Annotated in this window: 27 protein-coding genes and 1 tRNA gene; 9 read left to right on the top strand and 19 right to left on the bottom strand. The window is 62.5% G+C overall.

Annotated elements, in window-relative coordinates:
- Positions 1-112: 112 nt before the first annotated feature.
- From HNE_RS05135 to HNE_RS05120, 4 genes are read left to right on the top strand one after another with little or no spacing between them, the layout of a single operon-like run.
- The gene (locus tag HNE_RS05135; RefSeq protein WP_011646057.1) at positions 113-709 is read left to right on the top strand and encodes a TetR/AcrR family transcriptional regulator; all 597 of its coding nucleotides are present in this window, start codon (positions 113-115) and stop codon (positions 707-709) included.
- A gap of 52 nt (positions 710-761) precedes the next feature.
- Positions 762-2,165, top strand: a complete 1,404-nt coding sequence (gene tldD, locus HNE_RS05130) for a metalloprotease TldD (RefSeq protein ID WP_011646056.1) — start codon at positions 762-764, stop codon at positions 2,163-2,165.
- Between the two features lie 9 nt (positions 2,166-2,174).
- Complete coding sequence (locus HNE_RS05125) at positions 2,175-2,576, top strand: rhodanese-like domain-containing protein (RefSeq protein WP_035590027.1); 402 nt, start codon at positions 2,175-2,177, stop codon at positions 2,574-2,576.
- Between the two features lie 40 nt (positions 2,577-2,616).
- Positions 2,617-3,012, top strand: a complete 396-nt coding sequence (locus HNE_RS05120) for a YbaN family protein (protein ID WP_011646054.1) — start codon at positions 2,617-2,619, stop codon at positions 3,010-3,012.
- On the opposite strand, the gene HNE_RS05115 is transcribed toward HNE_RS05120, so the two are convergent.
- From HNE_RS05115 to HNE_RS05090, 6 genes are all read right to left on the bottom strand, one after another.
- Entirely contained in the window at positions 3,009-4,211 is a 1,203-nt protein-coding gene (locus HNE_RS05115) for a serine hydrolase domain-containing protein (RefSeq protein ID WP_011646053.1), read from the bottom strand. The genes HNE_RS05120 and HNE_RS05115 overlap by 4 nt on opposite strands.
- Before the next feature lie 132 nt (positions 4,212-4,343).
- Positions 4,344-6,659 carry an ATP-dependent Clp protease ATP-binding subunit ClpA gene (gene clpA / locus HNE_RS05110; RefSeq protein ID WP_011646052.1) on the bottom strand — a complete coding sequence of 772 codons (2,316 nt, stop codon included), beginning with the start codon at positions 6,657-6,659 and terminating at the stop codon, positions 4,344-4,346.
- 57 nt (positions 6,660-6,716) lie between these two features.
- Positions 6,717-7,073 (bottom strand): ATP-dependent Clp protease adapter ClpS, encoded by a 357-nt coding sequence (clpS, locus tag HNE_RS05105; RefSeq protein ID WP_011646051.1) that lies wholly within the window; start codon positions 7,071-7,073, stop codon positions 6,717-6,719.
- 98 nt (positions 7,074-7,171) lie between these two features.
- Positions 7,172-7,573 carry a DUF1499 domain-containing protein gene (locus HNE_RS05100; protein WP_011646050.1) on the bottom strand — a complete coding sequence of 134 codons (402 nt, stop codon included), beginning with the start codon at positions 7,571-7,573 and terminating at the stop codon, positions 7,172-7,174.
- Between the two features lie 34 nt (positions 7,574-7,607).
- Complete coding sequence (locus HNE_RS05095; RefSeq protein WP_011646049.1) at positions 7,608-8,924, bottom strand: tetratricopeptide repeat protein; 1,317 nt, start codon at positions 8,922-8,924, stop codon at positions 7,608-7,610.
- Between the two features lie 233 nt (positions 8,925-9,157).
- Complete coding sequence (locus HNE_RS05090) at positions 9,158-9,574, bottom strand: phasin (RefSeq protein ID WP_011646048.1); 417 nt, start codon at positions 9,572-9,574, stop codon at positions 9,158-9,160.
- A gap of 238 nt (positions 9,575-9,812) precedes the next feature.
- Here HNE_RS05090 and HNE_RS17820 point away from each other — a divergent pair, with 238 nt between their 5' ends.
- Both HNE_RS17820 and HNE_RS05080 read left to right on the top strand, forming a co-directional pair.
- Positions 9,813-11,141, top strand: a complete 1,329-nt coding sequence (locus tag HNE_RS17820; protein ID WP_011646047.1) for a D-alanyl-D-alanine carboxypeptidase family protein — start codon at positions 9,813-9,815, stop codon at positions 11,139-11,141.
- A 124-nt stretch (positions 11,142-11,265) separates the two neighbouring features.
- The gene (locus HNE_RS05080) at positions 11,266-12,231 is read left to right on the top strand and encodes a KpsF/GutQ family sugar-phosphate isomerase (RefSeq protein ID WP_035590030.1); all 966 of its coding nucleotides are present in this window, start codon (positions 11,266-11,268) and stop codon (positions 12,229-12,231) included.
- A gap of 4 nt (positions 12,232-12,235) precedes the next feature.
- Here HNE_RS05080 and HNE_RS05075 read toward each other — a convergent pair whose 3' ends face one another.
- Complete coding sequence (locus HNE_RS05075; RefSeq protein WP_011646045.1) at positions 12,236-13,018, bottom strand: SIMPL domain-containing protein; 783 nt, start codon at positions 13,016-13,018, stop codon at positions 12,236-12,238.
- Between the two features lie 103 nt (positions 13,019-13,121).
- Between HNE_RS05075 and HNE_RS05070 the strand changes: the two genes are divergently transcribed.
- Positions 13,122-13,198, top strand: a tRNA-Ile gene (locus tag HNE_RS05070).
- A gap of 223 nt (positions 13,199-13,421) precedes the next feature.
- The gene (locus HNE_RS05065; protein WP_011646044.1) at positions 13,422-15,284 is read left to right on the top strand and encodes a nucleoside-diphosphate sugar epimerase/dehydratase; all 1,863 of its coding nucleotides are present in this window, start codon (positions 13,422-13,424) and stop codon (positions 15,282-15,284) included.
- A 72-nt stretch (positions 15,285-15,356) separates the two neighbouring features.
- Here the strand turns inward: HNE_RS05065 and HNE_RS17815 are convergent, their stop codons facing one another.
- The 7 genes from HNE_RS17815 to HNE_RS05030 form a co-directional block, all read right to left on the bottom strand.
- Complete coding sequence (locus HNE_RS17815) at positions 15,357-16,235, bottom strand: outer membrane protein (protein ID WP_011646043.1); 879 nt, start codon at positions 16,233-16,235, stop codon at positions 15,357-15,359.
- A 260-nt stretch (positions 16,236-16,495) separates the two neighbouring features.
- Positions 16,496-17,218, bottom strand: a complete 723-nt coding sequence (locus tag HNE_RS05055; protein WP_233352003.1) for a DUF1428 domain-containing protein — start codon at positions 17,216-17,218, stop codon at positions 16,496-16,498.
- A gap of 8 nt (positions 17,219-17,226) precedes the next feature.
- Entirely contained in the window at positions 17,227-17,721 is a 495-nt protein-coding gene (locus HNE_RS05050; RefSeq protein WP_011646041.1) for a VOC family protein, read from the bottom strand.
- 28 nt (positions 17,722-17,749) lie between these two features.
- Positions 17,750-17,959, bottom strand: coding sequence for a DUF4287 domain-containing protein (locus tag HNE_RS05045; protein ID WP_011646040.1), 210 nt, complete (start codon positions 17,957-17,959; stop codon positions 17,750-17,752).
- Complete coding sequence (locus HNE_RS05040) at positions 17,956-18,438, bottom strand: VOC family protein (RefSeq protein WP_011646039.1); 483 nt, start codon at positions 18,436-18,438, stop codon at positions 17,956-17,958. The genes HNE_RS05045 and HNE_RS05040 overlap by 4 nt, the downstream gene beginning before the upstream one ends.
- Before the next feature lie 12 nt (positions 18,439-18,450).
- Entirely contained in the window at positions 18,451-18,789 is a 339-nt protein-coding gene (locus HNE_RS05035; RefSeq protein WP_035590031.1) for a YciI family protein, read from the bottom strand.
- Between the two features lie 11 nt (positions 18,790-18,800).
- Positions 18,801-19,460 carry a glutathione S-transferase family protein gene (locus HNE_RS05030; protein ID WP_011646037.1) on the bottom strand — a complete coding sequence of 220 codons (660 nt, stop codon included), beginning with the start codon at positions 19,458-19,460 and terminating at the stop codon, positions 18,801-18,803.
- A 127-nt stretch (positions 19,461-19,587) separates the two neighbouring features.
- Between HNE_RS05030 and HNE_RS05025 the strand changes: the two genes are divergently transcribed.
- Positions 19,588-20,034 carry a MarR family winged helix-turn-helix transcriptional regulator gene (locus tag HNE_RS05025; RefSeq protein WP_011646036.1) on the top strand — a complete coding sequence of 149 codons (447 nt, stop codon included), beginning with the start codon at positions 19,588-19,590 and terminating at the stop codon, positions 20,032-20,034.
- A gap of 36 nt (positions 20,035-20,070) precedes the next feature.
- On the opposite strand, the gene HNE_RS05020 is transcribed toward HNE_RS05025, so the two are convergent.
- From HNE_RS05020 to HNE_RS05000, 5 genes are all read right to left on the bottom strand, one after another.
- On the bottom strand, positions 20,071-20,844 hold the full coding sequence (locus HNE_RS05020) for a hypothetical protein (RefSeq protein WP_011646035.1): 774 nt from the start codon (positions 20,842-20,844) through the stop codon (positions 20,071-20,073).
- 12 nt (positions 20,845-20,856) lie between these two features.
- A complete protein-coding gene (locus tag HNE_RS05015) occupies positions 20,857-22,428 on the bottom strand; it encodes a hypothetical protein (protein WP_035590036.1) in 1,572 nt (523 codons plus the stop codon).
- A 243-nt stretch (positions 22,429-22,671) separates the two neighbouring features.
- Positions 22,672-23,607, bottom strand: a complete 936-nt coding sequence (locus HNE_RS05010; protein ID WP_148205813.1) for an alpha/beta fold hydrolase — start codon at positions 23,605-23,607, stop codon at positions 22,672-22,674.
- A gap of 176 nt (positions 23,608-23,783) precedes the next feature.
- Entirely contained in the window at positions 23,784-24,533 is a 750-nt protein-coding gene (locus HNE_RS05005) for a DUF695 domain-containing protein (RefSeq protein WP_011646032.1), read from the bottom strand.
- Between the two features lie 31 nt (positions 24,534-24,564).
- The gene (locus tag HNE_RS05000; protein WP_011646031.1) at positions 24,565-26,649 is read right to left on the bottom strand and encodes an amidohydrolase family protein; all 2,085 of its coding nucleotides are present in this window, start codon (positions 26,647-26,649) and stop codon (positions 24,565-24,567) included.
- Positions 26,650-26,700: the final 51 nt, after the last annotated feature.

Below are 26,700 nucleotides of genomic sequence, written 5' to 3'. Positions count from 1 at the left end.
GGATTGCAGCAGCTTTGTTTTTTCATAACGATTGTTATTATAACGTCAGTTATGGTATCGGAAGCGAAGTTCAAGATATTTCGTAACGGTTGTTACAAAAAAGGAAACGCTGATGGGACGCCATCGCGAATTTGATGTGGAGAAGGCGCTGGATGCGGCGCTGTGTGTCTTCTGGCGGAAGGGCTATGAAGGCGCGACCTATTCGGACCTGACCGAAGCCACCGGCGTGGAGCGGCCAGCCCTCTATTCCGCCTTCGGCAACAAGGAAGCGTTCTTCCGGAAGGCGCTGGATCGCTATCAGGACCGGTATCTCGATTACTTCCCCGAAGCGATGAACCTGCCGACCGCGCGGGAAGCGGCGGCGCGGGTCTTCTGCGCGGCCATCGACCTGAACACAGCGTTTCCGGAAAACCCCGGATGCCTGATGGTCAACAGCGCGCAGGCGGGGTCTGATGACGCGGAACCGGTGAGGCAGGCGTTGATCGATGCGCGGGCGACGGGCGAGGCGATGCTGCGGGACCGCTTCATGCAAGCCCGGAAAGACGGCGATCTGCCCGAAACATCCAACCCCGAAGCGCTCGCCGCATTCGTGATGGCTGTGCTGCACGGGATGGCCGTGCAGGCGAAGGCGGGCTTCAGCCGCGAGGCGCTGAGGGCCGTTGCCGAACAGGCGCTGAGCGCATTTCCGCCGGGCAAACCCGCAGGCTGAGGCTTGTAGAGAAGGCCTTGTATGGGGGCGCGGAAGCCCGCATCTTGGGAACATGACCCAATCTCCCCTGCCCTTTGACCTGACAGCCGCTTCCGCCATCCTGGCCGAAGCCACCCGCGGCGCCGATGATGGCGACCTTTATGTGGAGCGGTCGCGCTCCGAGAGCTTCGTTTTTGACGATGGCCGGCTGAAATCGGCCGCCTATGACACCGATCAGGGCTTTGGCCTGCGGGTTGTGGCGGGCGAAGCGCAGGGCTCGGGCTATGCCTCGCAGCTGACCCTCGACGCCATTCGCCGCGCAGGCGACACCGCCGCGCAGGCCAAACGCGGCCATTCCGGGACACTGGCGACCGGCCCGCAGCCAACCAACCGCCGCCTTTACGCCCCCATCGACCCGACGCTGGCGCCGGCCTTTACCGACAAGACAAACCTTCTGGCCGAGATCGACGCCTTTGCCCGCGCCAGCGACCCGCGCGTGGTGCAGGTGTCTGTGTCCCTCTCCGGCAGCCATAAGGAAATCGACATCCTGCGGCCCGACGGCGCGCATTTTCATGAAGTGCGCCCGCTGGTGCGTCTCAATGTTTCCGTGACGCTGGAAGAGAACGGCCGGCGCGAATCGGCCGGCGCAGGCGCAGGCGGACGCGCGGCCTATGATGAGTGGATTGCGCCCGAGCGCTGGAAGGCGATGGCGCGGCGCGCGATTGAGAAGGCGTCTGTGAACCTCAAATCCATCCCCGCCCCGGCCGGCGAGATGGAAGTGGTGCTTGGCCCTGGCTGGCCCGCTGTGCTGTTGCACGAGGCGGTTGGCCATGGCCTTGAAGGCGACTTCAACCGTAAGGGCACGAGCGTCTATTCCGGCCAGATCGGCCAGCAGGTTGCCGCCAGGGGCGTGACTGTAATTGATGACGGCTCGATCGAGGCGCGGCGCGGATCGCTGTCGTTTGATGACGAGGGCACGCCGACGCAGCGCACCGTGCTGATCGAAGACGGCATCCTCAAAGGCTATATGCAGGACCGGATGAACGCCCGCCTGATGGGCATGGCGCCCACGGGCAATGGCCGGCGCGAAAGCTATGAAGCCCAGACCATGCCGCGGATGACCAACACCGTGATGCTGGGCGGGGATAAAGACCCCGGCGAGATTGTCGCCTCGATCAAGCGCGGGCTTTGGGCCGTGGATTTTGGCGGCGGACAGGTGGACATTACCTCCGGCAACTTCGTCTTTCAGTGCACGGAGGCTTACCTCGTCGAGAATGGCAAGGTGGTTGCCCCGGTGAAGAATGCGACGCTGATCGGCCATGGGCCGACCGTGCTGCGCGATGTGACGATGATCGGCAATGACTTTGCCATGGATGACGGCGTGGGTGTGTGCGGCAAGGCCGGGCAGTCCATCCCCGTGGGCGTGGGCCAGCCGACGCTGAAAGTCGGTTCCCTGACGGTTGGCGGGGCCGGGTAAGCCAGGGCGATGAACATCCAGTCCATCCTCGCGTCGATGTTTTCCCTGAAGGCGGAGACCCGCGCCGCGCCGCCCGTGCAGCGCCTTTCGGCGCGCGAGGCTTATGACAAGCTGCGCGCGGGCGAGATTACGCTGATCGACGTGCGCACGCCCGAAGAGTGGCGCCAGACCGGCGTGCCGGAAGGCGCGAAGCGCGCAACCCTTCAGGACAAGGACTTTCTTAAACAGGTGATGGCGCATGCCGGGGCGTTTGAAGCGCCGGTCGCGTTCATCTGCCGCTCGGGCCAGCGCTCTGGCCAGGCTGCCGCGCAGGCACGCGCCGTTGGCTTTACGCAGGTTTATAATGTGGTGGGCGGGGTTGAAGGCCCCGATGGCTGGCTCGCCGAGCGCTTGCCCGTGACATTTGCCTGATGCGCCACCGGCCCCGCACGCGCAGCGGGCTGGCCGCTTGATGTCCAAGCCGTTTTTCATTCTGATCGGTCTTGTTTTTACAGGCCTTGCCATCCTTGGCGCGATCCTGCCGGGGATGCCGACGACGGTGTTTCTGATCGTGGCGCTGTGGGCGTTTTCGCGCTCCTCCGAGCGGATGACGCGCTGGCTGGAGAGTATCCCCATTCTGCGCACGGCGCTGAAGGAAGCGCGCCGGTTTGAGGAACGCCGCGCCGTGCGCCCGGCCGTGAAGCGGATCGCGGTGGGGTTTGCCTGGGGGTCGGCAGGGATGACCGCGCTGGTGACGCAGTCTGTTTCTCAGCCGCTTGTGATCGGCGTTGCGCTGGCGGCCGTGGCGGCGACGGTGTTCATGGTCCTTATACCAACAGACCGGGCGCCGCCGCCGGGCGACCTTTAGCGCACCCAGGACCCCGGCGCGTTGGTGCGGTAGCCGAGCGCCTGATAGGCCGCGTCGATGAGGCTCTGACCGCGCTCATTCAGCAGGAGGCCGCCGCCCATCTGGTTCATGGTGTAGCTGAAAGCGAGGCCCGCTTCGGGGTCTGCAAAGCCGATGGAGCCGCCGGCGCCAACATGGCCGAAGGCCGCCTCGCCCATGATGGCGCTGGTGCCGGGACCAAGGTTCAGGCCGCGATTGTCCATGGATTTCATATAGCCCGAGGCAAAGCGCGAGGGGATGAGCAGGGTTGCGTCGCGCTGGGTGGCGGTAGTGACGCGGCCCATGGCGGCCAGGCGGTCTGCCGAGACGAGTTTGCCACTGTTTGTGGCAAGCTCCGTATACCACTTGACCTGTCCGCGCGCATTGGAGAGCCCGCCGCCGCCGCCGACTTCAGCGGCCTGGTTCTGGCGGTTGTTCCAGTCCCACCCGCCGGTGTTGAGGAAGGATTTGTGCTGGATAGAGTTGGGGTCGCCCATCAGCGCGATGGTGAATTCCGTAGGCTGATCGGTGGGCTTTGGCTCATACATGCGGATGGGGGCGATGTGGACGTTTTCGCTTTCCGGCAGGCCGATCCAGAATTTTGCGCCGGTTTTTTCCGCCACTTCCTCGCGGAAGAACGTGCCGAGCGATTTGCCCGAGACGCGGCGGACAAGTTCGCCGACCGTCCAGCCGAAATTGACCATGTGATAGCCGTTGCGCGTGCCCGGCTCCCAGAAGGCTTCCTCGTCTTCCATCCGTTTGATCATGTAATCCCAGTCGCCAAAGCCGCCGGGCTTTACCTGGTCGCGCAGGGTGGGCAGCGCGCTCTCATGGTTGAGCATCATCTGGACGGTGGTTTTCTCTTTGCCGGCCTTGGCGAATTCCGGCCAGTAATCCTTCACCAGCGCGCTCGGATTGAGCTTGCCCTGATCGATCAGGATGTGGGCGCAGGTGGCGACGGCGGCCTTGGTGCAGGAGAAGACGATGGAGACCGTGTCTTCCTGCCAGGGATCGCTGGTCTCCGGATTGGCCATGCCGCCCCAGAGATCGACCGCGACCTGACCGTCTACCGAGAGGCAGACCGAGGCGCCGACTTCTCCGCGCGCGGCGAAGTTGCGCTCGAACTCTTCACGGACTTTTGCGAATTTGGGGTCGCACTTTCCCTGTACGCTGGCGGCCATCTGATTTCCTCCCGAGGTTCTTTTGCGGCGAGGTTAGCGGGTTTGGAAGGATTGGGGAGTGGTTACGGTGGGGAAAGCAAAAGGGCCGCCCCGGATGGGACGGCCCTTGATGATTATCGTGCTGGAAGAAGATCAGTTCGCCGGTTCTTCGGTGGCGTCCTTGGTGGGTTTCTTCTTCTTGGGCGGTTCGGCGATGTATTTGAAGGTGAGTTCTTCGCCGGCCTTGTTGAGGTCGATCTTGACGACGCCGCCCTTCTGGAGCTGGCCGAAGAGGAGTTCTTCCGCCATCGGCTTCTTGACGAATTCCTGGATCGTGCGGGACAGAGGCCGCGCGCCCATTTCAGCGTCAAAGCCGCGCTTAGCCAGCCATTCGCGCGCTGGTTTCGACACTTCGATGGAGACGTTGCGGTCTTCCAGCTGAACTTCCAGCTGAAGGATGAACTTCTCGACGACGCGGTCGATGATCTGCGGGGTGAGGCCACCGAAGGTGACGATGGCGTCGAGGCGGTTGCGGAACTCGGGCGTGAACATGCGCTTGAGCGCCTCTTCCTGCTCTTCGTCCTTCTTGCCACGGCCAAAGCCGATGGAGTTTTTCGCCGCGTCCGACGCGCCCGCATTCGTCGTCATGATGACGATGACATTGCGGAAGTCGACCTTGCGGCCGTTGGCATCGGTCAGCGCGCCATTGTCCATCACCTGCAACAGGATGTTGAAGAGGTCCGGGTGGGCCTTCTCGATCTCGTCGAGCAGGAGGACGCAGTGGGGGTGTTGGTCCACACCGTCCGTAAGCAGACCGCCTTCATCATAACCGACATAGCCCGGAGGCGCGCCGATCAGACGGCTGACGGTATGACGCTCCATGTATTCGGACATGTCGAAGCGCAGCATCTCGACGCCCATGATGGAGGCAAGCTGTTTGGCAACTTCTGTTTTACCAACGCCCGTGGGGCCGGTGAACAGGTAGGAGCCGATGGGCTTGTTGGGCTCGCGCAGGCCGGCGCGGGCGAGCTTGATCGAGGCCGCGAGGGCTTCGATGGCTTCGTCCTGGCCGAACACGACGCGCTTGAGGTCGGCGTCGAGCGATTTCAGCGCCGCGGCGTCGTCAGACGTAACCTGCTTGGGCGGAATGCGCGCGATCTTGGCGACGACGGCTTCGATGTCGCGGATGCCGACGGTTTTCTTGCGCTTCGAAGCGGGGAGCAGCCATTGGGCGGCGCCGGCCTCGTCAACGACATCAATCGCCTTGTCGGGCAGCTTGCGGTCGGTGATGTAGCGGTCTGACAGCTCGACGGCCGCCTTGATGGCGTCGTTGGTGTATTTCAGGCCGTGGAAATCCTCGAACTTCGATTTCAGACCCGTGAGGATCTTGATCGTGTCCGGAACGGTTGGCTCCACCACATCAATCTTGCGGAAGCGGCGGGAAAGCGCGCGGTCCTTCTCGAAGTGCTGTTTGTATTCCTTGAAGGTGGTCGAGCCCATGCAGCGCAGGCCGCCGGACTGGAGCGCAGGCTTCAGCAGGTTGGAGGCATCCATCGCGCCGCCGGACGTAGCGCCGGCGCCGATGATGGTGTGGATCTCGTCGATGAACAGGATGGCTTTTTCCTGCTGCTCGAGTTCCTTCATCACCGATTTGAGGCGCTCTTCAAAGTCACCGCGATAGCGGGTGCCGGCCAGCAGGGCGCCCATGTCGAGCGACCAGATGATCGCGTCGTCCAGGATTTCGGGCGCTTCGCCATCGACGATGCGCTTGGCAAGGCCTTCGGCAATGGCCGTTTTGCCCACCCCGGGATCGCCGACGAGGATGGGGTTGTTCTTGTTGCGGCGGCAGAGAACCTCAATGCAGCGGTTCACTTCCATGTCGCGGCCGATCAGCGGGTCGATCTTGCCGGCCCGCGCCTTGGCGTTGAGGTTCACGCAATAGGTGTCGAGTGCCTCATGGCCCTGCTTCACCGGTTCTTCCTCTGAGGCTTCTGCGCCGCGCGGGGTAGACGGGCGTGACATGCCCGGCTGCTTGGCGACGCCGTGAGAGATGAAATTCACCGCGTCATACCGGGTCATGTCCTGCTCTTGCAGGAAGTAGGCGGCATGGCTTTCGCGCTCGGAGAAGATCGAGACGAGGACGTTGGCGCCCGTCACTTCTTCGCGGCCCGAGCTTTCGACGTGCAGGATGGCGCGCTGAACGACGCGTTGGAAGGCAGCCGTCGGCTGGACCCGGCCTTCGCTGTCATCAACGATGAGGCTGGAAAGCTCCTCGTCAATGTAGCGGGTCAGGTCTCCGCGGAGGGCCTCGATATCTACCTTGCAGGCCCCCATGACTTCACGGGCGTGCTCATCTTCGGTGAGCGCCAGAAGGAGATGCTCGAGCGTGGCGTATTCATGATCGCGTTCGGACGCGAGCATGAGGGCCTTTTCGAGGGCGGTTTCGAGAGACGGTGAGAGACGTGGCAAAGGAGGTAGCCTTCCGGGGGTGTGTGTGAACGGGGCTTATGATGAGTATATAGTGGCTTAGTCTTCTTTCTCCATGACGCATTGGAGAGGATGTTCATGGCGGCGGGCAAGGTCGAGCACCTGGGCTACCTTCGTCTCGGCAACCTCGTATGTATAGACCCCGCACAGCCCAACACCCTTCTGGTGGACGTGAAGCATGATCCGGGTCGCCTGCTCGCGGGAGCGATTAAAGAAACGCTCGAGGATGAACACGACGAATTCCATCGGCGTGTAATCATCATTGAGAAGCAGAACCCGGTAGAGCGACGGCTTCTTGGTTTTGATCCGCGTTTCGGTGGCCAGGTCAAACCCTGTGCCATCATCGTCCCCCGTCTGGCCGCCCCCTGGGCTACCGGAGTTCGATGATCCGTTCATGCGGACCTGATCGAAATCGCTGCTCATGGTGTTCAAGATATACGTTCCTGTGCGAGATTGAAGATGCATTTACCGCTTATATCCAGCTCTGCACGCTTTCACGGCAGACTGAGCGCAGCGGAAAGGCCGTCAAGACGCTTCCGATTGGTTCCAAGATCTGAATAGCCGACACGCGAACGCGAATAGGCAGCGAATGTCGATTGGCTCGGCGCGCCATCGACGGGCAATATGGTAACGTCCACATCATCTTTAAACCGCAGCAGCTTCGTTACAGCGATAAAACGCAGCCGTCCTGTCGCGCCATCAGCAGCAACCAGCTTCCAGCCGGGCTCGGCCTCGATCATGGCAAGCAGGCGCGCGAAGGTTTCCGCGGGCGGAAAGGGCAGCACGGGCGGGGCGCCGTCCGGCGTCTCCAGCGGCGTGAACCCTTCAGGCGCAATCAGGGCCGTGTTCGGCTTGGGCGGGCGCTTCAGGGTCTGAAAGTCGAGAAAGTCCGTCACGGCGTTGTCGCCTCCTGCTTAAAAACCCGCCACATCAATGCTCGCGCCGGGCGCGCGCGGCAAAGGCCCGGTTCACGCGGCTGCCGGGACGCAGCGACAAGCGCTCGGCAATCAGCGAATCGGCCAGCCCGTGCAGGCGGCCGCGAATGGCCGCTTCTGTCAGTGTCCAGTCGATCACGTCGCGCTGCGCATGGCTACCGCCAAAGCTGGCATAAATCTGGCGCGCAGGAAAAAGCAGCTCGGCGGCATCGGCATATTTGCCCTTCCCGAACGCAACCAGCCCTTCGATGACCGGGCGTCCGGTATGGGCCATCCAGTCGCGCATCTCGCCGGGATCAGCGCCTTCGGCGGCGACCAGCAGGTCCAGCGCGTCATTGCGGCGGCCTGCGCCAATGAAGGCCATGGCGGCGTGCATGTCGTTGAAGGGATAGCAGCGGCCATCGGCATGCTGGGTCCAGGCGTCGGCCAGTTCCTCCCAGCGCTCGCCGAGGTCAACGCCGATGACATGCAGCCGCCAGAGCAGCGCGGCGGCGTCGGCGAGGTTCATCGCGATGCCGCTTTCGCCGGCCCGAATTTCATCGTCATAGAGTTGCAGCGCGGCCTCGAACTCGCCCAGTTCCAGATGGCAGAGCGCCAGATGCCACCAGTTGTGGATTTTCAGGAAGCTGTCGGGCTGGGCCCAGTGTTCGCGGCGGCGGCGGATGAAATCGCGGCCCTCTTCGGCGCGGCCCTGCATTTCCAGCACATGCACCACGGCATGGTGGGCCCAGCTGTCGGTCGGCTCGCGCTCCAGCGCCTCGCGGCCTGCGGCCTCGGCGCGGGGATAGTCGCCCGCCTCCTCAAGGCCGAAGGCGAGCATGCCGAGGAGAAATGACCGCTCGGGCAGCTTGTCCCAGGCGGGCAAGGCCCTGGCGATCCGGTCGCGCAGGTTTCGGGCATTGGCGGTGAGAAAGTCGATCTGATGGCCGATGAGGAGGGCGAGATAATCGCGCGGATGGGAGGCCGACCAGAGATCCAGCGTGCGGCCGGCTTCAGTCCAGTTGCCCAGCGTGGCGGCCTGCAACCCCTTCACATGGGCGATCTCGCGCTCCGTGCCGGGCGGGGTTTCCTTCTCGATGTCGCGCAGCAGGCGCCGCGCGCCGGCCGTCGCACCAGGCTCGGTCGAGGTGACATAGAGCCAGGCCTTGGCAATCTTCGCCATGCCGAAGTCGGGCGAGTCAGCGATGGCTTCGTCCAGCGGCTCGACCGGATCGCCCCGGAAGCGGGCAAAGCGCCGGCACGAGAGATCAAACAGCTCCGCCGCCTTCGGGCTGGCGCCCGCCAGCGGATTACCCTGACGATCCTGTATCATTGCGACTTCCCCCACGAGGCCGATCTGGACCGATCATAGATCGGTTCGCGGCGGGGGCGAACCCGGTTTGACGTTTCTGCGACAGTGGACGCAGCGTCAGCTGCAAGGGCGGGCGGCATGTCCCGGAAATGACAGAGGCCGGACCAACCGGCCCGGCCTCTAAAATCTACACTTTCACTCTACGTCCGGAGGCGGGGAGGAACGCCGGAGCCCGAAACCCAGAGGTTTGAAACTTACTTCGCGAAGCGCGACATGAACGGCTTGGCCGCTTCGCGCCAGGCGCCCATGCAGAGCTCGGACTGGGCGGTGAACTCGGCGGTGTAGGCCGAGAACATCGACTTGGCGTAGCCCGACTGGATCTGGAACATTTCGCGGGGGTCGCGGGCCGAAGCCAGCGCCTGGGTCAGCTCAACGCCCTGTTCCATGGCCTGGGTCATGAAGTTCATGTTGCGGCTGCCGATTTCGCGCATCGTCTCGGTGGAGAGCGCAGCGCTGTCTTTCAGCGCTTTCACGCCGTCTTCGGTGTAACCGGAAAATTTCGAGGCGATGCCCGCCATGGTGTCCATGCCAGACTCGATGGTCTTGGTAGCGGCCTCGGTCGGACGGGCTTCAGCCTTCGCGCGAGGAGCAGTTTTGGTGGTTTTAGCCATGGGAACATCCTTTTTGTACGGGATTTCGATTTCCCCTAAAATAGCACATTCCCTTCGCGGTCGCAATATTTATTGTGCGCCGCAACATTAATCATTTTGCACGGGATTTGCATGGCATCTGGAGATTACAAAACATTGACCAGTCATCCTGCGTTAAGCTGTGGTCAATAGAATTAGCGGAATCTAGGGTGAGCCTGGAAAGTCCGGGGGGCGTGTTAAGTTCTGGAGGGTGCAGCCAATGGCAGCAAAAGTCTGGTCTCGTGCGTTTCGCGGGTCGGCCATCGCAGCCTCAGTATCGATCACCGCCGCCGTCATGGCGCCGTCTGCGCATGCTGAGAAATACGCCGCAATCGTTGTGGATGCTGATAGCGGAGAGGTTCTTCACGCCCGCAATCAGGATGACCCGCGCTACCCGGCCTCGCTGACCAAAGTGATGACGCTCTACCTGCTGTTCGATGCCATCGACGCGGGCGATGTGAGCCTCAAGGACAAGATCAAGGTTTCGCGCAATGCTGCGGCCCAGCCGCCCTCGAACCTGCGTCTGAGAGCGGGCGATACGATTACCGTCGAGGATGCGATCTACGCCCTCACCACCAAATCCGCCAATGACGTGGCCGCTGCCGTTGCCGAGTTCCTCGGCGGGTCGGAGCGCAAGTTCGCCGCGATGATGACCGACAAGGCCCGCGATCTCGGCCTGTCCAACACCACGTTCCGCAATGCGTCGGGCCTGCCGGACACCGCGCAGCTGTCGACGGCGCGCGATCTGGCGATCCTGGCTGACGCCCTGCTCGACAATCACGAGCCCTATTACCACTACTTCCAGAACCAGCGCTTCAGCTGGGGCGGGATGACCTACAAGAGCCACAACAACCTCATCGGCAGCGTCGATGGCGTGGACGGCATCAAGACCGGCTACACCCGCGCATCGGGCTTCAACCTGATGACCTCGGCTGAGCGCGATGGCCGCCGCGTGATCGCGATCGTGCTGGGCGGAGCTTCGGCGAAGTCGCGCGACGCGCATGTGACCGAGCTCGTCGAGTCCGCTTTCGTCTCGATTGGACAGACGCCGGACCTGATCGATCCGAACACGAAGCTGATGTCGTTTGCGGCGCTCGATACGCCGCTCAACCCCAATGCCGCCGCAGAGCCAATGCTCAATGGCCGGCCCCTGAGCGCGATCCTTGCCGAACAGGCCGGCACACAGCCTGCCGAAGTTCTGCAAGAGGCGGAAATCGCCGAAGGCGACGCGGCCGAGCAGGCTCCGACCCTGGAAGTGGTGCCGGAAATTGCCAACACGCCCAAGACTGTCGCTCCAGAGCCCAAGGCCCCGGAATCCAAAGTGGCAGAGTATAAGGCCCCTGATTACAAGGTGCCCGACTCGCTGACCGTTTCGGGCTATCAGCAGGCACAGACCGGCGCCGCCGCCAAAGCGCCGCAAGCCCTCCCGGCTGCTGCCGCTGCCGCGGACACCATCTCGGTCTCTGAATATGAGGCGAGCCAGGCTGCGAAAGCTGCGGCTGCCAAGGCGGTCATGGACTACACCCGCCGTCAGCTGCGCCGCCGCTGACGGCGCTGACGGGCTAACGGCCAGCTTGGGGCCCGGCCTGGGCTCTGGCCGGCAGGGCTTGATGCCGCCTTCTAATTCTAGGACAAGGCACCAGCGCCAGCCTGGCGTGCGGAGTATCACTGTCTTGACCTCACAATCCGATCTCGACCTCGCCCGGAATGTCATCCGCACAGAGCGGAATGCGCTGGAAAAGCTGGAGCAGACGCTCGGCCCCTCTCTGGAGGAGGCGGTCAGCACCATCCTGGCGACCGACCGGCATGTGATCGTCGCGGGCGTCGGCAAGTCAGGCCATATCGGCCAGAAGATTGCCGCCAGCCTCGCCTCGACCGGTACGCCTTCATTCTTCCTGCACCCGACCGAAGCCAGCCATGGCGATCTCGGCATGATCGTGCCGGGCTCGGTTGTGATTGCGATTTCCTATTCGGGCGAAAGCCGCGAGCTGATCGACCTGCTGCGCTACTGCAAGAGCAATGCGATCCCGCTGATCGCGATGACGCGGGCGCGCGAATCGACCCTCGGGCGCTACGCTGATGTGCTGCTGGAGCTGCCGACCGTTCCCGAAGCCTGCCCCAATGGGCTGGCGCCCACCTCATCGACCACCATGGCGCTGGCGCTCGGCGACGCGCTGACCATCGTGCTGATGGCGCGCCGGGGCTTTTCGACCGAAGATTTCGGCTTCCGCCATCCCGGCGGAAAGCTCGGCCGGACATTGCAGACGGCGGGCGATTACATCCGCGACCACAAAGATCCCCTGCCGCTGGCCAGCGCCGGGGCGAGCTTTGAGGAGCTGGTGATCGCCGTATCCGAAGGCCGCAAAGGCTGTGTCGGGATTATCGACGAAACGCGCAAGCTGATCGGCATGGTCACCGATGGCGACCTGCGCCGGGCGATTCTGGCGGGACGCACAAACGCCAGCGCGCGCGAAGTGATGACGCCGGGCCCGCGCACGATCGATCCGGACGCCCGCATGATGAGCGTGATCAAGAGCTTCAGCGAAAACCGGATTTCGAACGCCTTCGTGGTCGATGAGACCGGCGCGCCGGCCGGCCTCATCGACATGAAAGACCTTCTCGCAGAAGGCTACGTGTAGGCGCTTACTTCGTCAGCTCGAACAGCACGCTGACATTCGCCGTGACGCCAACTTCACCGCCCGCAACCGGGGTGGATTCCATCATGTCCGACGCCATTGCCATACGGGCCATCGGCATCGGCTGGGGCGTGTGCTCATAACCTTCGCTGATGGTCACGATTCGCGCGACGCGCAGGCCTGATGCCGACGCGTAAAGCTCGGCCTTGGCGATGGCATCCTTCATCGCCTTGCTGCGGGCTTCGTTGCGCACTTCCTTGTCGTCATCGATCGCGAAGTTGACGCCCGAAAGCGTGTTGCCGCCCGAGGAGACGAGGCTGTCGAGCGTATCGCCCAGACGGGCCAGATCGCGCACGCGCACCGTCACCTGATTCGACGCGACATAGCCGGCCAGCTTCTGCACGCCGCGCTTCACGCCTTCGCGGTCAGCGGTTTCGACATAATCATAGCGGGGCTGAAGGCTGAGGCCCGAGGTCTGCATGTCGCGGTCGGCGATGCCGGCGGCGCGCAGCGCTTCGAATACACCGTTCATGGCAGCCGATTGCGCCGCCATCGCTTCGGAGGCGGTGGCGCGTTCTTCGGTGACACCGGCGGTAACGAAGGCAATGTCAGGGGCCCGGTCGACCCGCGCTTCAGCGGAGATCTGAAGGGTGGTTTCCGGCTGGATCGAGTTTGGATGGGCCATCGGCGAGCTCCCGGCAGGTGCAGTGTAGGCGGAGGCGCCCTGGGCGCAGGCAGCCGGCGCCAGGGCCATGACCAGCGCGACGGCAGACAGGGTGAGATGTTTCATGGGCAATGTCCTCATTGTTCCCGAGAATTGGGTGCGTCAGTCATCAATGCCGAAGAAGGCCGTTGCGTGGCAAGCCTGCGGCCCTTAAACGACATCCCGTGTGGGGCCTGTAGCTCAGTTGGTTAGAGCGGACCGCTCATAACGGTTTGGTCGGGGGTTCAAGTCCCTCCGGGCCCACCACAGAATTCCACAGGCCGAATGCCTGCAACCACTACAGTATCCGGGACTGCCCCAAATTTGCCACGGAGTTGCTCTATTTCTGCGCCAAAGAATTGCGCTTTGAAATAGGGTTGCAGGCTTTGCTTTTTGTGACCCAAAGTGGCACTACACGGGTGGTTCGTTCTGTACGAACGAGTGTGAGGGAGTACCAGACGTGACACCCAGAGACGCCGCACGGCGTGCCATGGCCCTGACACTCACGTTTGACATCGCCATGGCGGGCGTGGCGATGACGGCGGCCCATCTTGATACACATCTGAGCCAGGAATCTGGCGAGCTGTTCAACTATCAGAGCTGGTTGCTTGCGAGCGGCGCCTTCATGGTTGCAGCCGCAGTGGCGCTGGTACTGGGCGGCATCCACCGTCAGGTGTGGCGCCATATGGGCGCGCCCGACGCCTGGCGCCTTGTACAGATCATCGCGCTGACCGTTCTGTTTTATCTGCCGGTGATGGTGACGTTGAACGGCGCCCTGTCCTCTCCGGTTCCGACCCTTCTGCTCGCCATCGGCTTCTGGACCGTGGCGCTATATGGTGGCCGGATGGTGGCGCGCTGGCGCTCGACCCAGCGCCCGATGCAGATTTTCCAGCAATTGCCCAAGGATGGCCAACCGATCCTGCTGCTCGGCGACCAGCTGAGCTGGATCGATGTGCTGCGCCGCCTTGAGGGCCGCGATTCGGGCCAGGCGGTCCGCGTACTCGGTCTGGTTGAAATGGACGCGCACCAGCCCGGCCGCGCGGTTCGCGGCGTGCCGATTCTCGGCAGCCTCAAGGAACTCAGCGACATCATCGAAATCATGGTGCTGCGCTATGGCGAGACGCCCTGGATCGCGCTGACCGGCCCGGCCCGAACGCCCGCCGTGATGCTGCAGGTTCTGGAAGTCACCTCCCGCCACGGCGCCGAGATCATGGCGCTGGGCCATGACGCGGCCGCGCAGGTGCTCGAGCGGCTGCGCCCGGCCGATCTGCTGGCCCGGCCCGAACGCCACCTCGATATGGAGCCTGTGCGCAAGATCCTGACCGGCGCGCGGGTGCTGGTTACCGGCGGCGGCGGGTCCATCGGGTCCGAACTCGTGCGCCAGGTCGCCCAGGAAAGCCCGGCCGAGCTGACGATCATCGATTTCTCCGAATACAATCTCTACCAGATCGAGATGGAGCTGAAGCGCGACTGGCCCGCGCTCAAGATCAGCTGCCATCTGGGCGACATTCGCGATGAAGCGCGGATGCTGGACATCTTCACCGGCGCCCGGCCCGATACCGTGATCCACGCCGCGGCCCTGAAACATGTGCCCCTGATGGAGCGCCATGCCTGCGAGGCGATCCTCACCAATGTGTCCGGCGCGCGGATTGCGGCCCAGTCCGCGGTAGCGGCGGGCGCCAAATGCTTCGTGTTCATCTCAACCGACAAGGCCGTCGATCCTGACAATGTCATGGGCGCCACCAAACGCCTCGCCGAGCTGTGCATTGGCCGCATCCTGGCCGATTCCGGCATGGCCGGCGCCATGGTGCGCTTCGGTAATGTGCTCGGCTCGTCCGGCTCGGTTGTGCCCTTGTTCGAGCGCCAGATTGCGCAGGGCGGCCCGGTGACCATTACCGATCCCGACGCAACGCGCTTCTTCATGACCATCGAGGAAGCCTCGGCGCTGGTCCTTCAGGCCGCCTCGCTGCAACAGACGCGCGGCGAAGCGGGGCTCTATGTGCTCGACATGGGCGACCCGATCCCGATCCGCCAGCTGGCCGAAACGATGATCCGCCTCAAGGGCAAGGTGCCCTATGTCGACATCGCCATCGAGACGATGGGCCTGCGCGAAGGCGAAAAGCTGCACGAAGAACTGACCTATCCGCATGAGGCCCTGCAGACGACGCCGATCAGCGGTGTCCACCGGGTCAGCTATGAGCCGATCCAGAACGAGCTTTTCCAGAAGCAGCTGATGCAACTGATCGAGACCGCCCGGAACCATCAGCCTGCGGAGGCTGTGCGCCTGCTCGGCGTGCTGGTTCCCGAATATGGCTCAGAGCGCGCCGAGATGCTCAACCGCCGCCTGGCCTGAGGCTGCCCCAACAGACCCGCATAAAAAAGGGCGCCCGCGAAGGCGCCCTTTTCATTGCTGCGGAAGACCGGATCAGAACTTGCGGTTCAGGGCGATCCGGGCCGACTGGCCTCTGTTTTCAAAGCCGTACACAGCCGCAAAGCCTGGCGCGCTGGTCGAGGTGGCGCCGACATGTGTTTCGCCCAGATCATAATAGAGATACTCGGCTTTCAGCGTCATGTTGTCGGTGAAGGCGAATTCGCCGCCTGCGCCGGCTGTCCAGCCACCCTTCCAGTCGTCCTTGCGGCCGGAGAAGCTGTTTGAACGATCAAGCGGGCCAACCAGTGTGCCGCCCGTCGCCGTGAGGCCGGCAGAAAAGTCCACCTGATGCTCAGGGTTGCCGACGGCTGCGCCGCCGGTGCCGTAGACCAGGAAACGGTCGGTCACGACGCCCGCCCGCAGACGGGTTGTGGCCAGATAGTCCATGCTGGAGCGAACGCGCAGATCGGTCCCGAACACGGCGTCACCGAATGCGGGGTTGGAGGCGGTAAGGCCCTGCACGGCGCCATCATCGCCGCCATTGCTGCCGAGGCCGGTAAAGTCTGCCTCAAAGCCGAGGGCAAACCGGCCATACTGCTGGTTGTAACCGGCCTGAACGCCGCCCGACATGCCGACTTTTTCGGACGAGCCGAACTCGGACGGGAAGATCGCCGCAAGCGGGCTGCCCTCGGCAACGCCGCCGCTGGGGCCGCCTTCGTTGAGATTGGCGTCATAGTCGAAATCAGGCGCAACGCTGCCCGTAACAAGGCCGCGCTCCGCGCTGCGATCCTGCCATGTCGGGCCAGCATGCACGCCGGCATAGAAGCCTGTCCAGCTATAGGCGCCCGGCGCAGCGGCTGTCGAAAGATCGTCGGCGAATGCCGGAGCGCCCGCGCTGAGAAGCACGGCCGAAGTAAGGAGAAACTTCTTCATAAAATATATTCCTGATACGAATTAATTTTGTTGAAAGATGCCATCTAATTGCCAGTTGCGGTTTATGAAAAAGAATTGTCAGCAATAATGCGCATTTATTCAAATGCATTACCAGCCCATTAATCGGGCTGCGTCCGCGTTAATATGTCCGCATCCGGAATTTTCGCGCGCCTTCCCGGCCGCCGACACTTTCCGAAAAAAAAGGGGCGCCCGCAAAGGCGCCCCAAGGCAGAGTTCACGGAAAGATGCCCGGCTGGCGTTCAGACATCCACAAGGGGAACAAAGCTGCCGAAGATCATGCGGCCCATGTCGGCCCCGACCGTATGCGGACCAAACTCCTGCATGCGCGGGTCTTCCATGATCTTTTCCCAGCCCGCATCGCGCGTGGCCTTGTCCTTCCAGTTGATCCAGGAGAACACCACCGCTTCTTCGGGCTTGCGCAGGGTGGCAGTGTGGAAATCATTGACCTTGCCCTCAGGCAGGTTATCCCCCCAGGCATCGACGACCGAAATGGCGCCAAACTCCTGGAACAGCTCCGCCATCTTGTGTGAGGCGGCGGTATAGGCGCCCCGCTTGTCCGCCGGCACCGGGATAACCGTCCCGTCGATATAGCCGGTCTTGACCGTTGCATCGCCCACGATGGTTTCAAAGCCGCCGACAATCATCCGCTTGCCATCAAACGGCATTTCTGGAAATTCCTTGCCCTCCATGTCGGCCATCATCTTCTGCTCGGCTTCATCGCTGGTCTTCTTGTCCGGCCAGACCACCCATGAGAACATGGCGGTCTCGTCCGGCTTCCGCTTCACGGCCGAGTTGATGCAGTTGACCTTGCCCTGGGGCACGTCATCCCCCCAGCCTTCCACCATAGCCACCGCGCCATAGCCCTTGAACATCGGCCAGGCCTCTTCGGCCTGCTTGCGATAGGCGTCCTTGTTGGCCGTCGGCACGGCCAGAAGAAATCCACTTACATATGTCACTACCATCACTCCTTTTATGATTGCGCCATCTGCGCCATGGCGGCCTTGGCCGCCGCTTCCATTTCCTCGGGCGATTTGGGCGGCCAGACAGGCGCCGCAATCGACCAGTGATGGCCGAACGGATCTTCCACCACGCCGTACCGGTCGCCCCAGAACTGATTCTCAACCGGCATCACGATCTTTGCGCCCGCCTTCACCGCGCGGGCCGCCACGGCGTCGGCATCATCCACCATCAGGTGTATCGTCACCGGCGTTCCGCCCAGCGTCTTCGGAGAATGGCCATTCATATCCTGGTACAGATCATTCAACATGATCATGCTGCCATTGAGACGGATCGCCGCGTGCAGCAGCCGGCCATCCGGCCCCGGCAGGCGCATCATCTCCTCGGCGCCGAACGCAGCCTTGTAGAAATCAATCGCCGCCGCTGCGCCCTCACAGGTGAGGTGTGGAGTTACGAGCCCGATACCCATTTCAGCGGCAATCTCTGCCACAGGCTTCTTCTCAGTCATGTGCGAATAGTCCTTCTTCCGTACAGAGTTATCTTGCTGCGGCCTTGTGCGCGGCCACCAGCGCGTTGGCGTGACCATGGCCCAGCCCGTGCGCGCCCTTCAGCGCGGCGACGATGTCCATATGCTTCTGGCCCGCCATGCCGTCGATCACTTCCATCCAGTGGCTGATCGGCTTGCCATAGGTCTTCTCGATCGAGGGAAAATAGGAGGCCGGCCCCTTCACCTTGTTCTCGCTCATTGCACAGCCTCCCCGGCAAAGGCCGCCTTGATCGCGGCAATATCGATCTTGCGCATCTGCATCATCGCCTGCTGCGCCCGGCGCCCTGCCGCCTGGTCTTCATCACAGATCAGCCGGGGAAGGATTTCCGGCACGATCTGCCAGGCCACGCCGTACCGGTCTTCCAGCCAGCCACACATGCTCTCCTGCCCACCGCCTTCCAGCAGCGCGGCCCAGAGCTTATCGGTCTCCGCCTGGTCTTTCGTCAGCACAGAGATGGAAGCCGCAGGGGTCAGCTTGTACATGTCCCCGCCCGTCAGGATCATCATCGGCGCGCCGCCAAGGGTGAACTCCACCACCATCGGGTCATCCGCATTGCCATGCTCAAACACCGCGTCGATCCGGCTGTCGGGCAGCAGTGTCACGTAGAACTCCGCCGCCTTCACGCCCCCTTTCTGAAACCACAGACAGGTGCGCACTTTCTTCTCTAACCCGCTCATTTTCTTCCCTCTCTAGCTTGCCGGATCATACTGGAACTCGCGCAATTCCTGCGCACACCGGCAGGCAACCGCGATCTTCCTTGCCCATTCCACAGCCTGCTCGCGCGTGGGCACTTCCAGTACCGTAAAGCCGCCCTTGAGCTGGCTGCCGGGATAAAGCTCGGGCGACACCGCGCCATCGGAGGAGACCTGCACGGGCTCGACCTGCTCGTTTATCCCGCCGCCGAACACATAGACCCCGGCCGCCTTGGCTTCCTCGATCACCGCATGGGAGTCAGCAACGACCGCTGGAAAGTCGTCTTCGGCGACCACCATGGCTTCACTCGGAAATGAAATCAGATACTTCGTCATATGCTGCCTCCTCAGACGCCAGCCGGCACTTCGGCTTTGGCGAAAACGGCGAGCTGCGCCTCCAGCGCCCGCCTGAATGCGGGACGGGAAAGACACTGCTGACAATACGCCTCCAGCTCCGGAAAATGCCCGAGCGTTCCATCCCGTTCCAGTTCCCGCAGAACACTGGCCATCAGGAGATCCGCGGCTGTAAACCGCCCGGCTTCCAGATAGTCCTGCCCTTTCAGCCAGCCTGAAAGCTGGTTCAGGCGCATGTCGAGCATGCCGCGCGCGCTTGCCAGATACCCCTCCGCCCACGGCGCATCTGCATGGAAAAGCTGCGTGCCCGTTACATTCATCACGTAAGGCTCAATGGAGTTGAGCGCCGCAAAGCACCAGCTCGTCACCCGCGCCCGCGCCGCAGCGTCTTTCGGCATGAGCGCGTCGGACCCCTGCGCGATATGCAGCACGATGGCGGCGGATTCGAACATCTCCACCCCGTCATCCTTGTAAACCGGCACCTGCGCAAAAGGCTGGCGCGCCATGTGTTCGGGCTGCAGCTTCTGCTCATGGTCGATCAGGCGCTCCGTATAGGTGAGGCCCGCCTCTTCCAGAGCCCAGCGCACGCGCAGATCCTTTACAAACCCCTGCGCAAAATCCGGCACCCAGTTATACGCCGTCACTTCCCGCATCGCGGTCCTCCATCACTCATCAGCGGCGCTGCGCGCCTGCCTTATCCATGGCTCAACCCCGCCTCTCCGGCGGGCTGTGCATGTTTTTCCTTGACCAAAACGTTGATGTCAACATATTATATTTGTCATGAAAACAGATCTGCCTTTCGAGACGACTCTGGAAGTTTACGGGCGGTGCCTGTGTTTTGGCATGCACCGCGCAGCCCGCACGCTGGCGCGCCGGTTCGATGCCGCCTTCGCCCCGCTCGGCATCAGTCACGGGCAGTATTCGCTGATGATGTCGCTCAACCGGCCAGACCCACCACGCCTGGGCGAAGCTGCCACTTTCCTGGCGATGGACCGGACGACACTGACAGCCAACCTCAAGCCGCTGGAGCGGCTGGGCTATGTCGAAATTGTTCCGGATAAGGACGACAAACGCTCCCGCCGCCTGATCCTGACAGCCGCCGGCCGCAAGGTCCTCGCCGCCGCCGTGCCCATCTGGCGCGCCACGCACAGCGAAGTGGACACCCACATCTCCGGCAATCCCGGCGCCTTGCGCGACCAGCTGATGGAGGTCGCAACGGCATACTGAGCCTAAAGGGCCCAGCAACACCGCCGAACGATCACATCAAGTCACCGATCCGTATACCGCGCCCGTTCCCTTGAACCAGCGCTGCCAGAACGCCTTCACCTCGCCCAGCGGCAACGCATACTCCTGACGCGGAACAACGCGCGCGACGACTTCAACGCCCTCCAGGCCGGGCCGCATATCCATCAACGGCGATCCTTCGAACGCCTCCCAGGCCGTGCCGGTCTTGTACATCGAAAATTCTTTCGAATGCTGCATCAGGTCAGACACCAGAATAAGCCGGCGCGCGGGCACATTGCCTTGAAAATCAGGCCGGTCACCCAGCGTGAACATTGCCTCCATCAACGGCGAGTTGGGCGCTACATTGTCAATGAGCACCGTCTCGGCGCCGGCCATAAGCGGCTTGTGAAACTTCGCCTGCCAGGCCTGCTCGATCATCTTAGGGTTCTGGAATATGGGATTGGCCGCCGCTGCGCTGCCCGGAGAACAGCCGGTCCACACCGTCACCGGGTCGTAGGAGGAAGCGGCATTCGGCACGCTCAGCGTCAGCCGCCCGAACTTGGGCAACGCCCGCGCCTCATCTTCCAGCAGCGCCCGCACCCACGCCACATCCGTGGCATTGAACGGGTCGGACTGGTCGACCAGCACGATCGTATGCGACGGGTCCTGCCGGTCCAGACGGCAGCCGGTCTCCTCATCCGTTGCCGGGGGTTGGTTCATGGCGGCAGCCGCGAACAATCCGAATACGGATGTCAGCATCAGCGCAATCGCGCCGCGCCAGAACCAGGGGCCTCTTTCCTTGCGTCGTGGCATCGGTCAGCCTCCTCAGCCAGCCTTCTTGGCGTCGCCGGTCTTGGCGTCACGCACCTTGGCAATCTCCTCAACCACCTTCTTCTCGACCGAAGAAAGCCCCTGCTGCACATGCTGGATATGCGTCTCCAGCCATTCACGCGTCAGGTTCAAGGCCGTGATATTCTGCTCGATGGTCTTGATCGCAGCGTTCGCCTGCGTGCGCTCCTTGGCCAGATCGAACGGGGGCAATTGCGGTGTCAGGATCTCGTCGAAGTAGACCGGGCACGCGGCCTGCTCGCCCAGCTTGTCGCGCAGCTGATTGCGCTGACGTCGGTGGGCCTGGCGATAGGCCACTTTCAGCCCGCGCTCCTGATCGGCCGCCTTGGCGGCAACCGCCACAGCAATGTCCCGCCGCGCCTCGATCACATTCATTGCCTTCTCGATCTCGCGCTTGGCCTGGCCATGGCGCGAAAGCTGCGTCTCGAACCACAACCGGCTGGCGGAGAAATAATCCGAAAGGTCACTGCGCAGATCCTCGCGCAGCTGCTGGCGGCGCTCATACGCTTTGCGTTCCTTGCGCCACACGCGGCCATAGCCCGGATATTTGTCGGATATACGGTCATAGCCCTCATAAACGGCGACGGCAAAAACCGTCAGCCCAAGGATAAGCAATGCCAACGCCACGAAACTGTCGAGCCCGAAAATATTGGGAAACATGCCCCCGATGACACTGCCCGGCGGGATTTCGAACATCGAGAATTCCGCCATCCGCCCGGCCGCTTCGGCCTGCACCAGCCCATGCTCCACCGCGTCGCGGTAGTGGGCGACGAAGAAGTTGAGGAAGATGCCGCAAAGGATCGAGATCCCGGCGACCACGCCGCCCATGATCTTCGCCGCCAGCGCCGGATGGTTGAGGTATCGCAGACCAAAGAAGCCCGCGATAACACCAAACAGCACATTCACCGCCGACACGCCGAACGCGATCATCAGCCCGCCCAGAAGGCCAGACGCCTGCGCGTCCTTGAACAGCAACGCGTTGAACGCGCCCTCCACCAGCATCACGAACATCAGGATGGCCACGGCCTGTTCGACATTCTTCTTGATGTCAGGCGTGCGCTCACCAATCTGCGCGCCATGCGTCTGGCGGAAACTCTGCAACTCGATAATCGCGGCCGAATGGCTTGTGCGCGCATCCTCGGTGTCATCCACCTCATAATGGCGGAACTCATGCTCCTCCGCCTTGATCGCTTCGCGCAGCTGGTCCGGGTGAATGTCCGAGGGCGTCTGATCCTGAATATAGTTGCGCACACCTGCCGCCGTGGACGACATCCACGTGCTCAGGCCCCGGCGTACCTCTTCGGCGCGCTCGGCAATCAGCTGTTCGCGCTCGCTCCACTGGTCCTGCGTCATTGCTTCGGAGACCGGGATTGCGTCGGCCGCGTCGCGGCGCGCCTCCTTGCGGGTCATGCCACGGCTCAGCCCCAGATCGCCCTTGGCGCGCTTTCCTCTCAGTCCGTGAGCGGAAAGTTCGTTGCGGTCGTCAAAGGATTTCACCTTCTTCTCGAAGCCGGTGTCCGTGCCCCAGCGCACAGTTTTCTTGTTCATCGCGAACCTCTCGCCTGCGAAAGTTTCAATTGTTCAGCCCACACCGATGGTGTGCGGGGAGGCTTAACAAGGTTCTAAGCTTAACGCCGCCTCGCCAATTCGTAATGTTTGTTAACGGACAAATTCCGGATGCACCAACCTCTTGCATTCTCAAGGCATTAGAACGGTGAGGTGATGTTAAGTGTGGCAGTGGCGCAACAGAGGCGCGCTAACACCCCGCTAACACTTTCGCCAACCCGGCTGTCAGGCGGCAACCTTCGTCTTCAGCAGTGTGAGAAGCTCCGTCCCCGATTGATAGGGAACAAGGATGTCACCGCTGGAAAGATACGAGACCGGAATGCCCAGACGGTTGGCCTCCGCCTCAAAGCCGGTTTTCCAGGTCTCCGTCGTCTCCAGGCCGGAAATCGCCAGGCAGGGCACAGAGGAAAACAGCCCGTCTCTCAGGAAGGGATCTCCCTTCAGCGAGGGGTAAAGTTCCTGCTGATAGGTTTCGGTGCTGATGGCACTCGCCACTTCCCAGGCTTCGGCCATCTCGCGCGGGAAGGTCTTCACGTAAGACACATCGCCGGGGCTTTTCTGGAAACAGGTCTGGTAAAACCATTGGCTGCCGAACTGACGCCCGGCCTGCCGGATGGCGCCCAGAGAAATACGCGCGCCCGCCCGGCTCTCCGTCGTCTGCGACAGGAGCCGCCCAAACCAGGCGGGGCGGAACTCGCCCATCACATCGCGGTTGAACACGCAGTTGGCAAACACGCTGAACGTCACCCGCCGGGACTTCAGGGCGAGCCGCGCACCGACCGGGTTGGCCGATCCGACCGCCACGAGCGTGATATTCTCGAGGCCGCCTTCATCAAAGAAGGCTTCGATCACGGCGGCCTGCTGGTCTACGCTGGTCACGGTGTCCGACGCGCCAAAGCCCGGCCTGCGAATGCTGAACACGCCAAATCCCGCATTCGCCGCATCAATGCAGAAGCCCCAGGGCGGCGCGACCGGGTATTCGATGGAGGTCAGAAAAACGAGCGGGCGGAGATGGTCGCCGCCAAACTGCATGTATTCCAGCGCGTGGCCATTCTCGCCAATCTTCGCCGTCTGCCAGAAACGCAGCACGCGTTTCTTGTCCCCGACCTGGTCGAGGTGATTTGCCCGCGCAGGCCGAGATTGGTTACCAGGCAAACCCATTGGCGTTTTACATACCGGAAGCACGTTTGGAGTGGAATGCTTGAGTCCCCCCCGAAACGCAATAATTTCTCACGAAACTATTTGTCCCGGCACTGAATGACGCATCCCTCTACTATTCCGGGTACAATCGTTCACCAATACTCGCGGCGGCCGCTCCTCGAGAACTGCAGCAGTTGCTACAGAGTCACGGGAGACTCCCAGCCATCATACTGCCCGCCGGCCTCGCGCGCCTGGCGCCCGATAGCGAGAGAATGGCCAGAGATGTCCTCCAACCTCAGTGTGCCTTGATGGGACATCCGCACCCGCCATAGGGGTGGGCCATCCTCCGCAGGCGGTGTGACCGCTATATTCTGATACTTATTTTCCTCCGCCCAGCCGGCGAATCGCTGCGCCGGCGCCTCGTCGCGGAAATATATCCAGTGCCCGATCTGGCGAGATTTCTCCGGCAGATCGCCTCGCTCGCGCAGCACGGCCTGCACTTCCATATCTACCATCACCTGCCGGTCATCCTCGGAAGGATAAAGATCCTGCCAATAGATAGCCTTCGCCGGGTCCTGCTCGACATGGATTTCCGGTGCATAACCTTCCGCGGCGGCGGCCGCGTGCAGGGCCGCTTCCAATTCCTGCGGATAGGGCGGGATCAGGGCCAGCAGCCAGCGCGCGCCATTATTTGTCACGCGTCCAAGATATTCTCCGCCACACCCGGTGATGATGCCGGCAAGCTGCTCGTCCAGCCTTCCGAGCAATCCGGCCTCCTCTTTCGTGTTCAGGCCATCGGCGCGCGGCGCCTTCAGCGGCACGCGGATCTTCATCGCATGGACCAACGCCAGATCGTTCACGCGCCCGGCAATGCCGTCGTTGAATACGATCGCCGCAGGCTGTCCGCCCATATCTGCGAAATAGGCTCTCCAGACGTCTTCAGACATGGTCCCCGTCTCCTCCGTGATGCAGCCTAGACTAATCGGCAGATGATGGCGGCGTCACGGCCGGAATTTCAGTGAAAGGCCGGATGCCGAAATAGGGATAGATCTCGCTGGGGAAATAGACCGTGTCACCCTTTGAAACGAGGCTGATGGTCTTGATCGCCTTGAAGTCTTCCACAGGATTGCCGGGCACGAGCAGGAAATCTGCCTTCTTGCCTGGCTCGATCGAGCCCAGTTCTTCATCCAGCCCCATATACTCGGCTGCTTCCAGCGTGGCGCGGGCGAGGATTTCGGCCGGGGTGAAGCCGACATTCTGATAGAGCTCCAGTTCCCGGTGCAGCGTCAGCGCGCCGCCAAGGTCTGTGCCCATGACGATGAAGATGCCGCGCTCCTTCATCCGCTGGATCGTGCCCGTGATCTGGTCGAAAGCGCCCCTATAGGCGGCGTCTTCTTCCGGGCTGCCGATGGCCGACCAGGCAGCCCGCGCCTCGCGCTGCACGGCGATGGGCATGTGGTCGACATAATCGGCCATGCCTGCCTGCACCTCACCATTGCGGGACAGCAGCAGCGCCTCATGGATCGCGTAAGTGGGGTCAATCGCGACGTCATTCTCAGCCATCAGGTCCAGCGTGCGGGTCACGGCTGCGCCATCAAGGTCCACCTTCGGGAGCCGCTGAAGCGCAGTCAGGCGCAGCAGGGTTCTTGTGTCTTCCTCCGGCGCCAGCACCCAGCCCAGCATCAGCTGGTTAATATGGGTCATCTCGTCATAGCCCGCCTCGATCATGGCGTCGGCATTGGTGAAGGCGGGCACATGGCCACTGACCTTCAGGCCGCGTTCCTTGGCACGCTCCACAATAGCGGGCACCCAGGCAGGCGTCATCGAATTGTAGACCTTGATCTGCCAGAAATCGCCCTCGTCCGCATACCAATCAACTGCGGCGAGGGCCTCTTCCTCACTGTTCACAAGGATGCCGTTGTTCGAGCTGAACGGGCTCTTGCCCTCAATGAAACCGGAGCGGACGACACGTGGCCCGGCGAGCGTGCCCGCTTCGATCTTGCCGATCAGCTCACTGAACACACCGTTATCGTTGCCCATATCGCGCACCAGCGTGACGCCCGCCGCAATATTCTTCAGCGCCGCGTCCTGCCCCAAATGGCCATGCATTTCCGTGAGGCCCGGCACGAGCGATCCGCCCTGCCCGTCCACCACATAGGCGCCAGCGGTGTCCGCATCGCCCGCCGTAACCGCGGTAATCACACCGTCTTCAACCATCACGGTAGACAGCGCCGACATCGCCTTCGCCTTGGGATCAAAGACGCGGACATTTGTAATCGCCAGCGGCGCATCAAACCTGTGCGCGGTTTCTGCCTGGATCGCCTCCAGCCGCTCAGTCGATAGCCGCGTGGCAAGCTCCTTGAGCTGATCATCGGCCTCTTCATAGCCCTCCCGCACGACGACAAGGCGCGGCGAGATCAGCGCGAACAGATCGCCCGCTTCATCCGTGAGGAAATAAGTCGGGTCCACATCATCGCCGACAAGGGCATAGGCCGTCGTCGCCACGGGGCCGCCCGCGCCTTCGATCCGCAACTTGTCCTGCGAACTCATCGTCAGGCTGCCCGCCGGCCAGGCCGGCAGCGTCATGTCATCATCGGCCAGCAGCGCCCTGGCATAAATGGCGAGGGTATAAGGCGAGGCATTCTGCGGAATATAGATGGCAGGCTCTGTCTGCTCGGCGGTTGCCGAACCGGTCGTGTCGGTCCAGCTGGCAACGCCGTCGGCCAGCGCAAAGGTTTCGTGGATTTCATTGCCGAAGGTCGTCGCGCCATCAATGGTCCAGCCAGTCGGCAAGCTGTCATCGCCCAGTGTGATCGTCTCCGCCAGCGTCGGCCCGCGCCCATTATTGCGGTATTCGTAATCCACCTTGACGGTGTTGCCCTCAGTCGTGGCAACCAGCTGGCCGAGGGTCTGATCGAACAGCCGAACGGACCATGTCTCGGTCACGGGCGCAGGTGGGGGCGCCATTTCGGCGGCTTCCAGTGCGGGCGCCTCCACTTCATGCGCGCACGCGCCCAGCACCAACAGTGCCGCCAGCGACGCGCCTCCAAAACGGTTCAACATCCCAATTCCTCCCTGCTGCCGCTACACCATAAGGGCGCGGCCTGTTTAGAG

This window comes from Hyphomonas neptunium ATCC 15444 (assembly GCF_000013025.1).
Classification (GTDB): Bacteria; Pseudomonadota; Alphaproteobacteria; order Caulobacterales; family Hyphomonadaceae; genus Hyphomonas; species Hyphomonas neptunia.
Note: the sequence above shows the minus strand (reverse complement) of the source record. Positions and strands in the feature narration are given on the sequence as shown.

Bases quoted from the DNA above. Each gene is read 5' to 3' on its own strand.
- HNE_RS05075 (WP_011646045.1), bottom strand. From the start codon at position 13,018: ATGAAACATCTCACCCTGTCTGCCGTCGCGCTGGTCATGGCCCTGGCG.
- HNE_RS05005 (WP_011646032.1), bottom strand. From the start codon at position 24,533: ATGTCTGAAGACGTCTGGAGAGCCTATTTCGCAGATATGGGCGGACAG.
- HNE_RS05025 (WP_011646036.1), top strand. From the start codon at position 19,588: ATGAAAACAGATCTGCCTTTCGAGACGACTCTGGAAGTTTACGGGCGG.
- HNE_RS05065 (WP_011646044.1), top strand. From the start codon at position 13,422: ATGGCCCTGACACTCACGTTTGACATCGCCATGGCGGGCGTGGCGATG.
- HNE_RS05090 (WP_011646048.1), bottom strand. From the start codon at position 9,574: ATGGCTAAAACCACCAAAACTGCTCCTCGCGCGAAGGCTGAAGCCCGT.
- HNE_RS05120 (WP_011646054.1), top strand. From the start codon at position 2,617: ATGTCCAAGCCGTTTTTCATTCTGATCGGTCTTGTTTTTACAGGCCTT.
- HNE_RS05050 (WP_011646041.1), bottom strand. From the start codon at position 17,721: ATGACTGAGAAGAAGCCTGTGGCAGAGATTGCCGCTGAAATGGGTATC.
- HNE_RS05115 (WP_011646053.1), bottom strand. From the start codon at position 4,211: ATGGCCGCCAGCGTACAGGGAAAGTGCGACCCCAAATTCGCAAAAGTC.
- HNE_RS05030 (WP_011646037.1), bottom strand. From the start codon at position 19,460: ATGCGGGAAGTGACGGCGTATAACTGGGTGCCGGATTTTGCGCAGGGG.
- HNE_RS05010 (WP_148205813.1), bottom strand. From the start codon at position 23,607: ATGGGTTTGCCTGGTAACCAATCTCGGCCTGCGCGGGCAAATCACCTC.
- HNE_RS05040 (WP_011646039.1), bottom strand. From the start codon at position 18,438: ATGAGCGGGTTAGAGAAGAAAGTGCGCACCTGTCTGTGGTTTCAGAAA.
- tldD (WP_011646056.1), top strand. From the start codon at position 762: ATGACCCAATCTCCCCTGCCCTTTGACCTGACAGCCGCTTCCGCCATC.
- HNE_RS05095 (WP_011646049.1), bottom strand. From the start codon at position 8,924: ATGATACAGGATCGTCAGGGTAATCCGCTGGCGGGCGCCAGCCCGAAG.
- clpS (WP_011646051.1), bottom strand. From the start codon at position 7,073: ATGAACGGATCATCGAACTCCGGTAGCCCAGGGGGCGGCCAGACGGGG.
- HNE_RS17820 (WP_011646047.1), top strand. From the start codon at position 9,813: ATGGCAGCAAAAGTCTGGTCTCGTGCGTTTCGCGGGTCGGCCATCGCA.
- HNE_RS05020 (WP_011646035.1), bottom strand. From the start codon at position 20,844: ATGCCACGACGCAAGGAAAGAGGCCCCTGGTTCTGGCGCGGCGCGATT.
- HNE_RS17815 (WP_011646043.1), bottom strand. From the start codon at position 16,235: ATGAAGAAGTTTCTCCTTACTTCGGCCGTGCTTCTCAGCGCGGGCGCT.
- HNE_RS05015 (WP_035590036.1), bottom strand. From the start codon at position 22,428: ATGAACAAGAAAACTGTGCGCTGGGGCACGGACACCGGCTTCGAGAAG.
- HNE_RS05055 (WP_233352003.1), bottom strand. From the start codon at position 17,218: ATGGTAGTGACATATGTAAGTGGATTTCTTCTGGCCGTGCCGACGGCC.
- HNE_RS05035 (WP_035590031.1), bottom strand. From the start codon at position 18,789: ATGACGAAGTATCTGATTTCATTTCCGAGTGAAGCCATGGTGGTCGCC.
- HNE_RS05045 (WP_011646040.1), bottom strand. From the start codon at position 17,959: ATGAGCGAGAACAAGGTGAAGGGGCCGGCCTCCTATTTTCCCTCGATC.
- HNE_RS05000 (WP_011646031.1), bottom strand. From the start codon at position 26,649: ATGTTGAACCGTTTTGGAGGCGCGTCGCTGGCGGCACTGTTGGTGCTG.
- HNE_RS05135 (WP_011646057.1), top strand. From the start codon at position 113: ATGGGACGCCATCGCGAATTTGATGTGGAGAAGGCGCTGGATGCGGCG.
- HNE_RS05125 (WP_035590027.1), top strand. From the start codon at position 2,175: ATGAACATCCAGTCCATCCTCGCGTCGATGTTTTCCCTGAAGGCGGAG.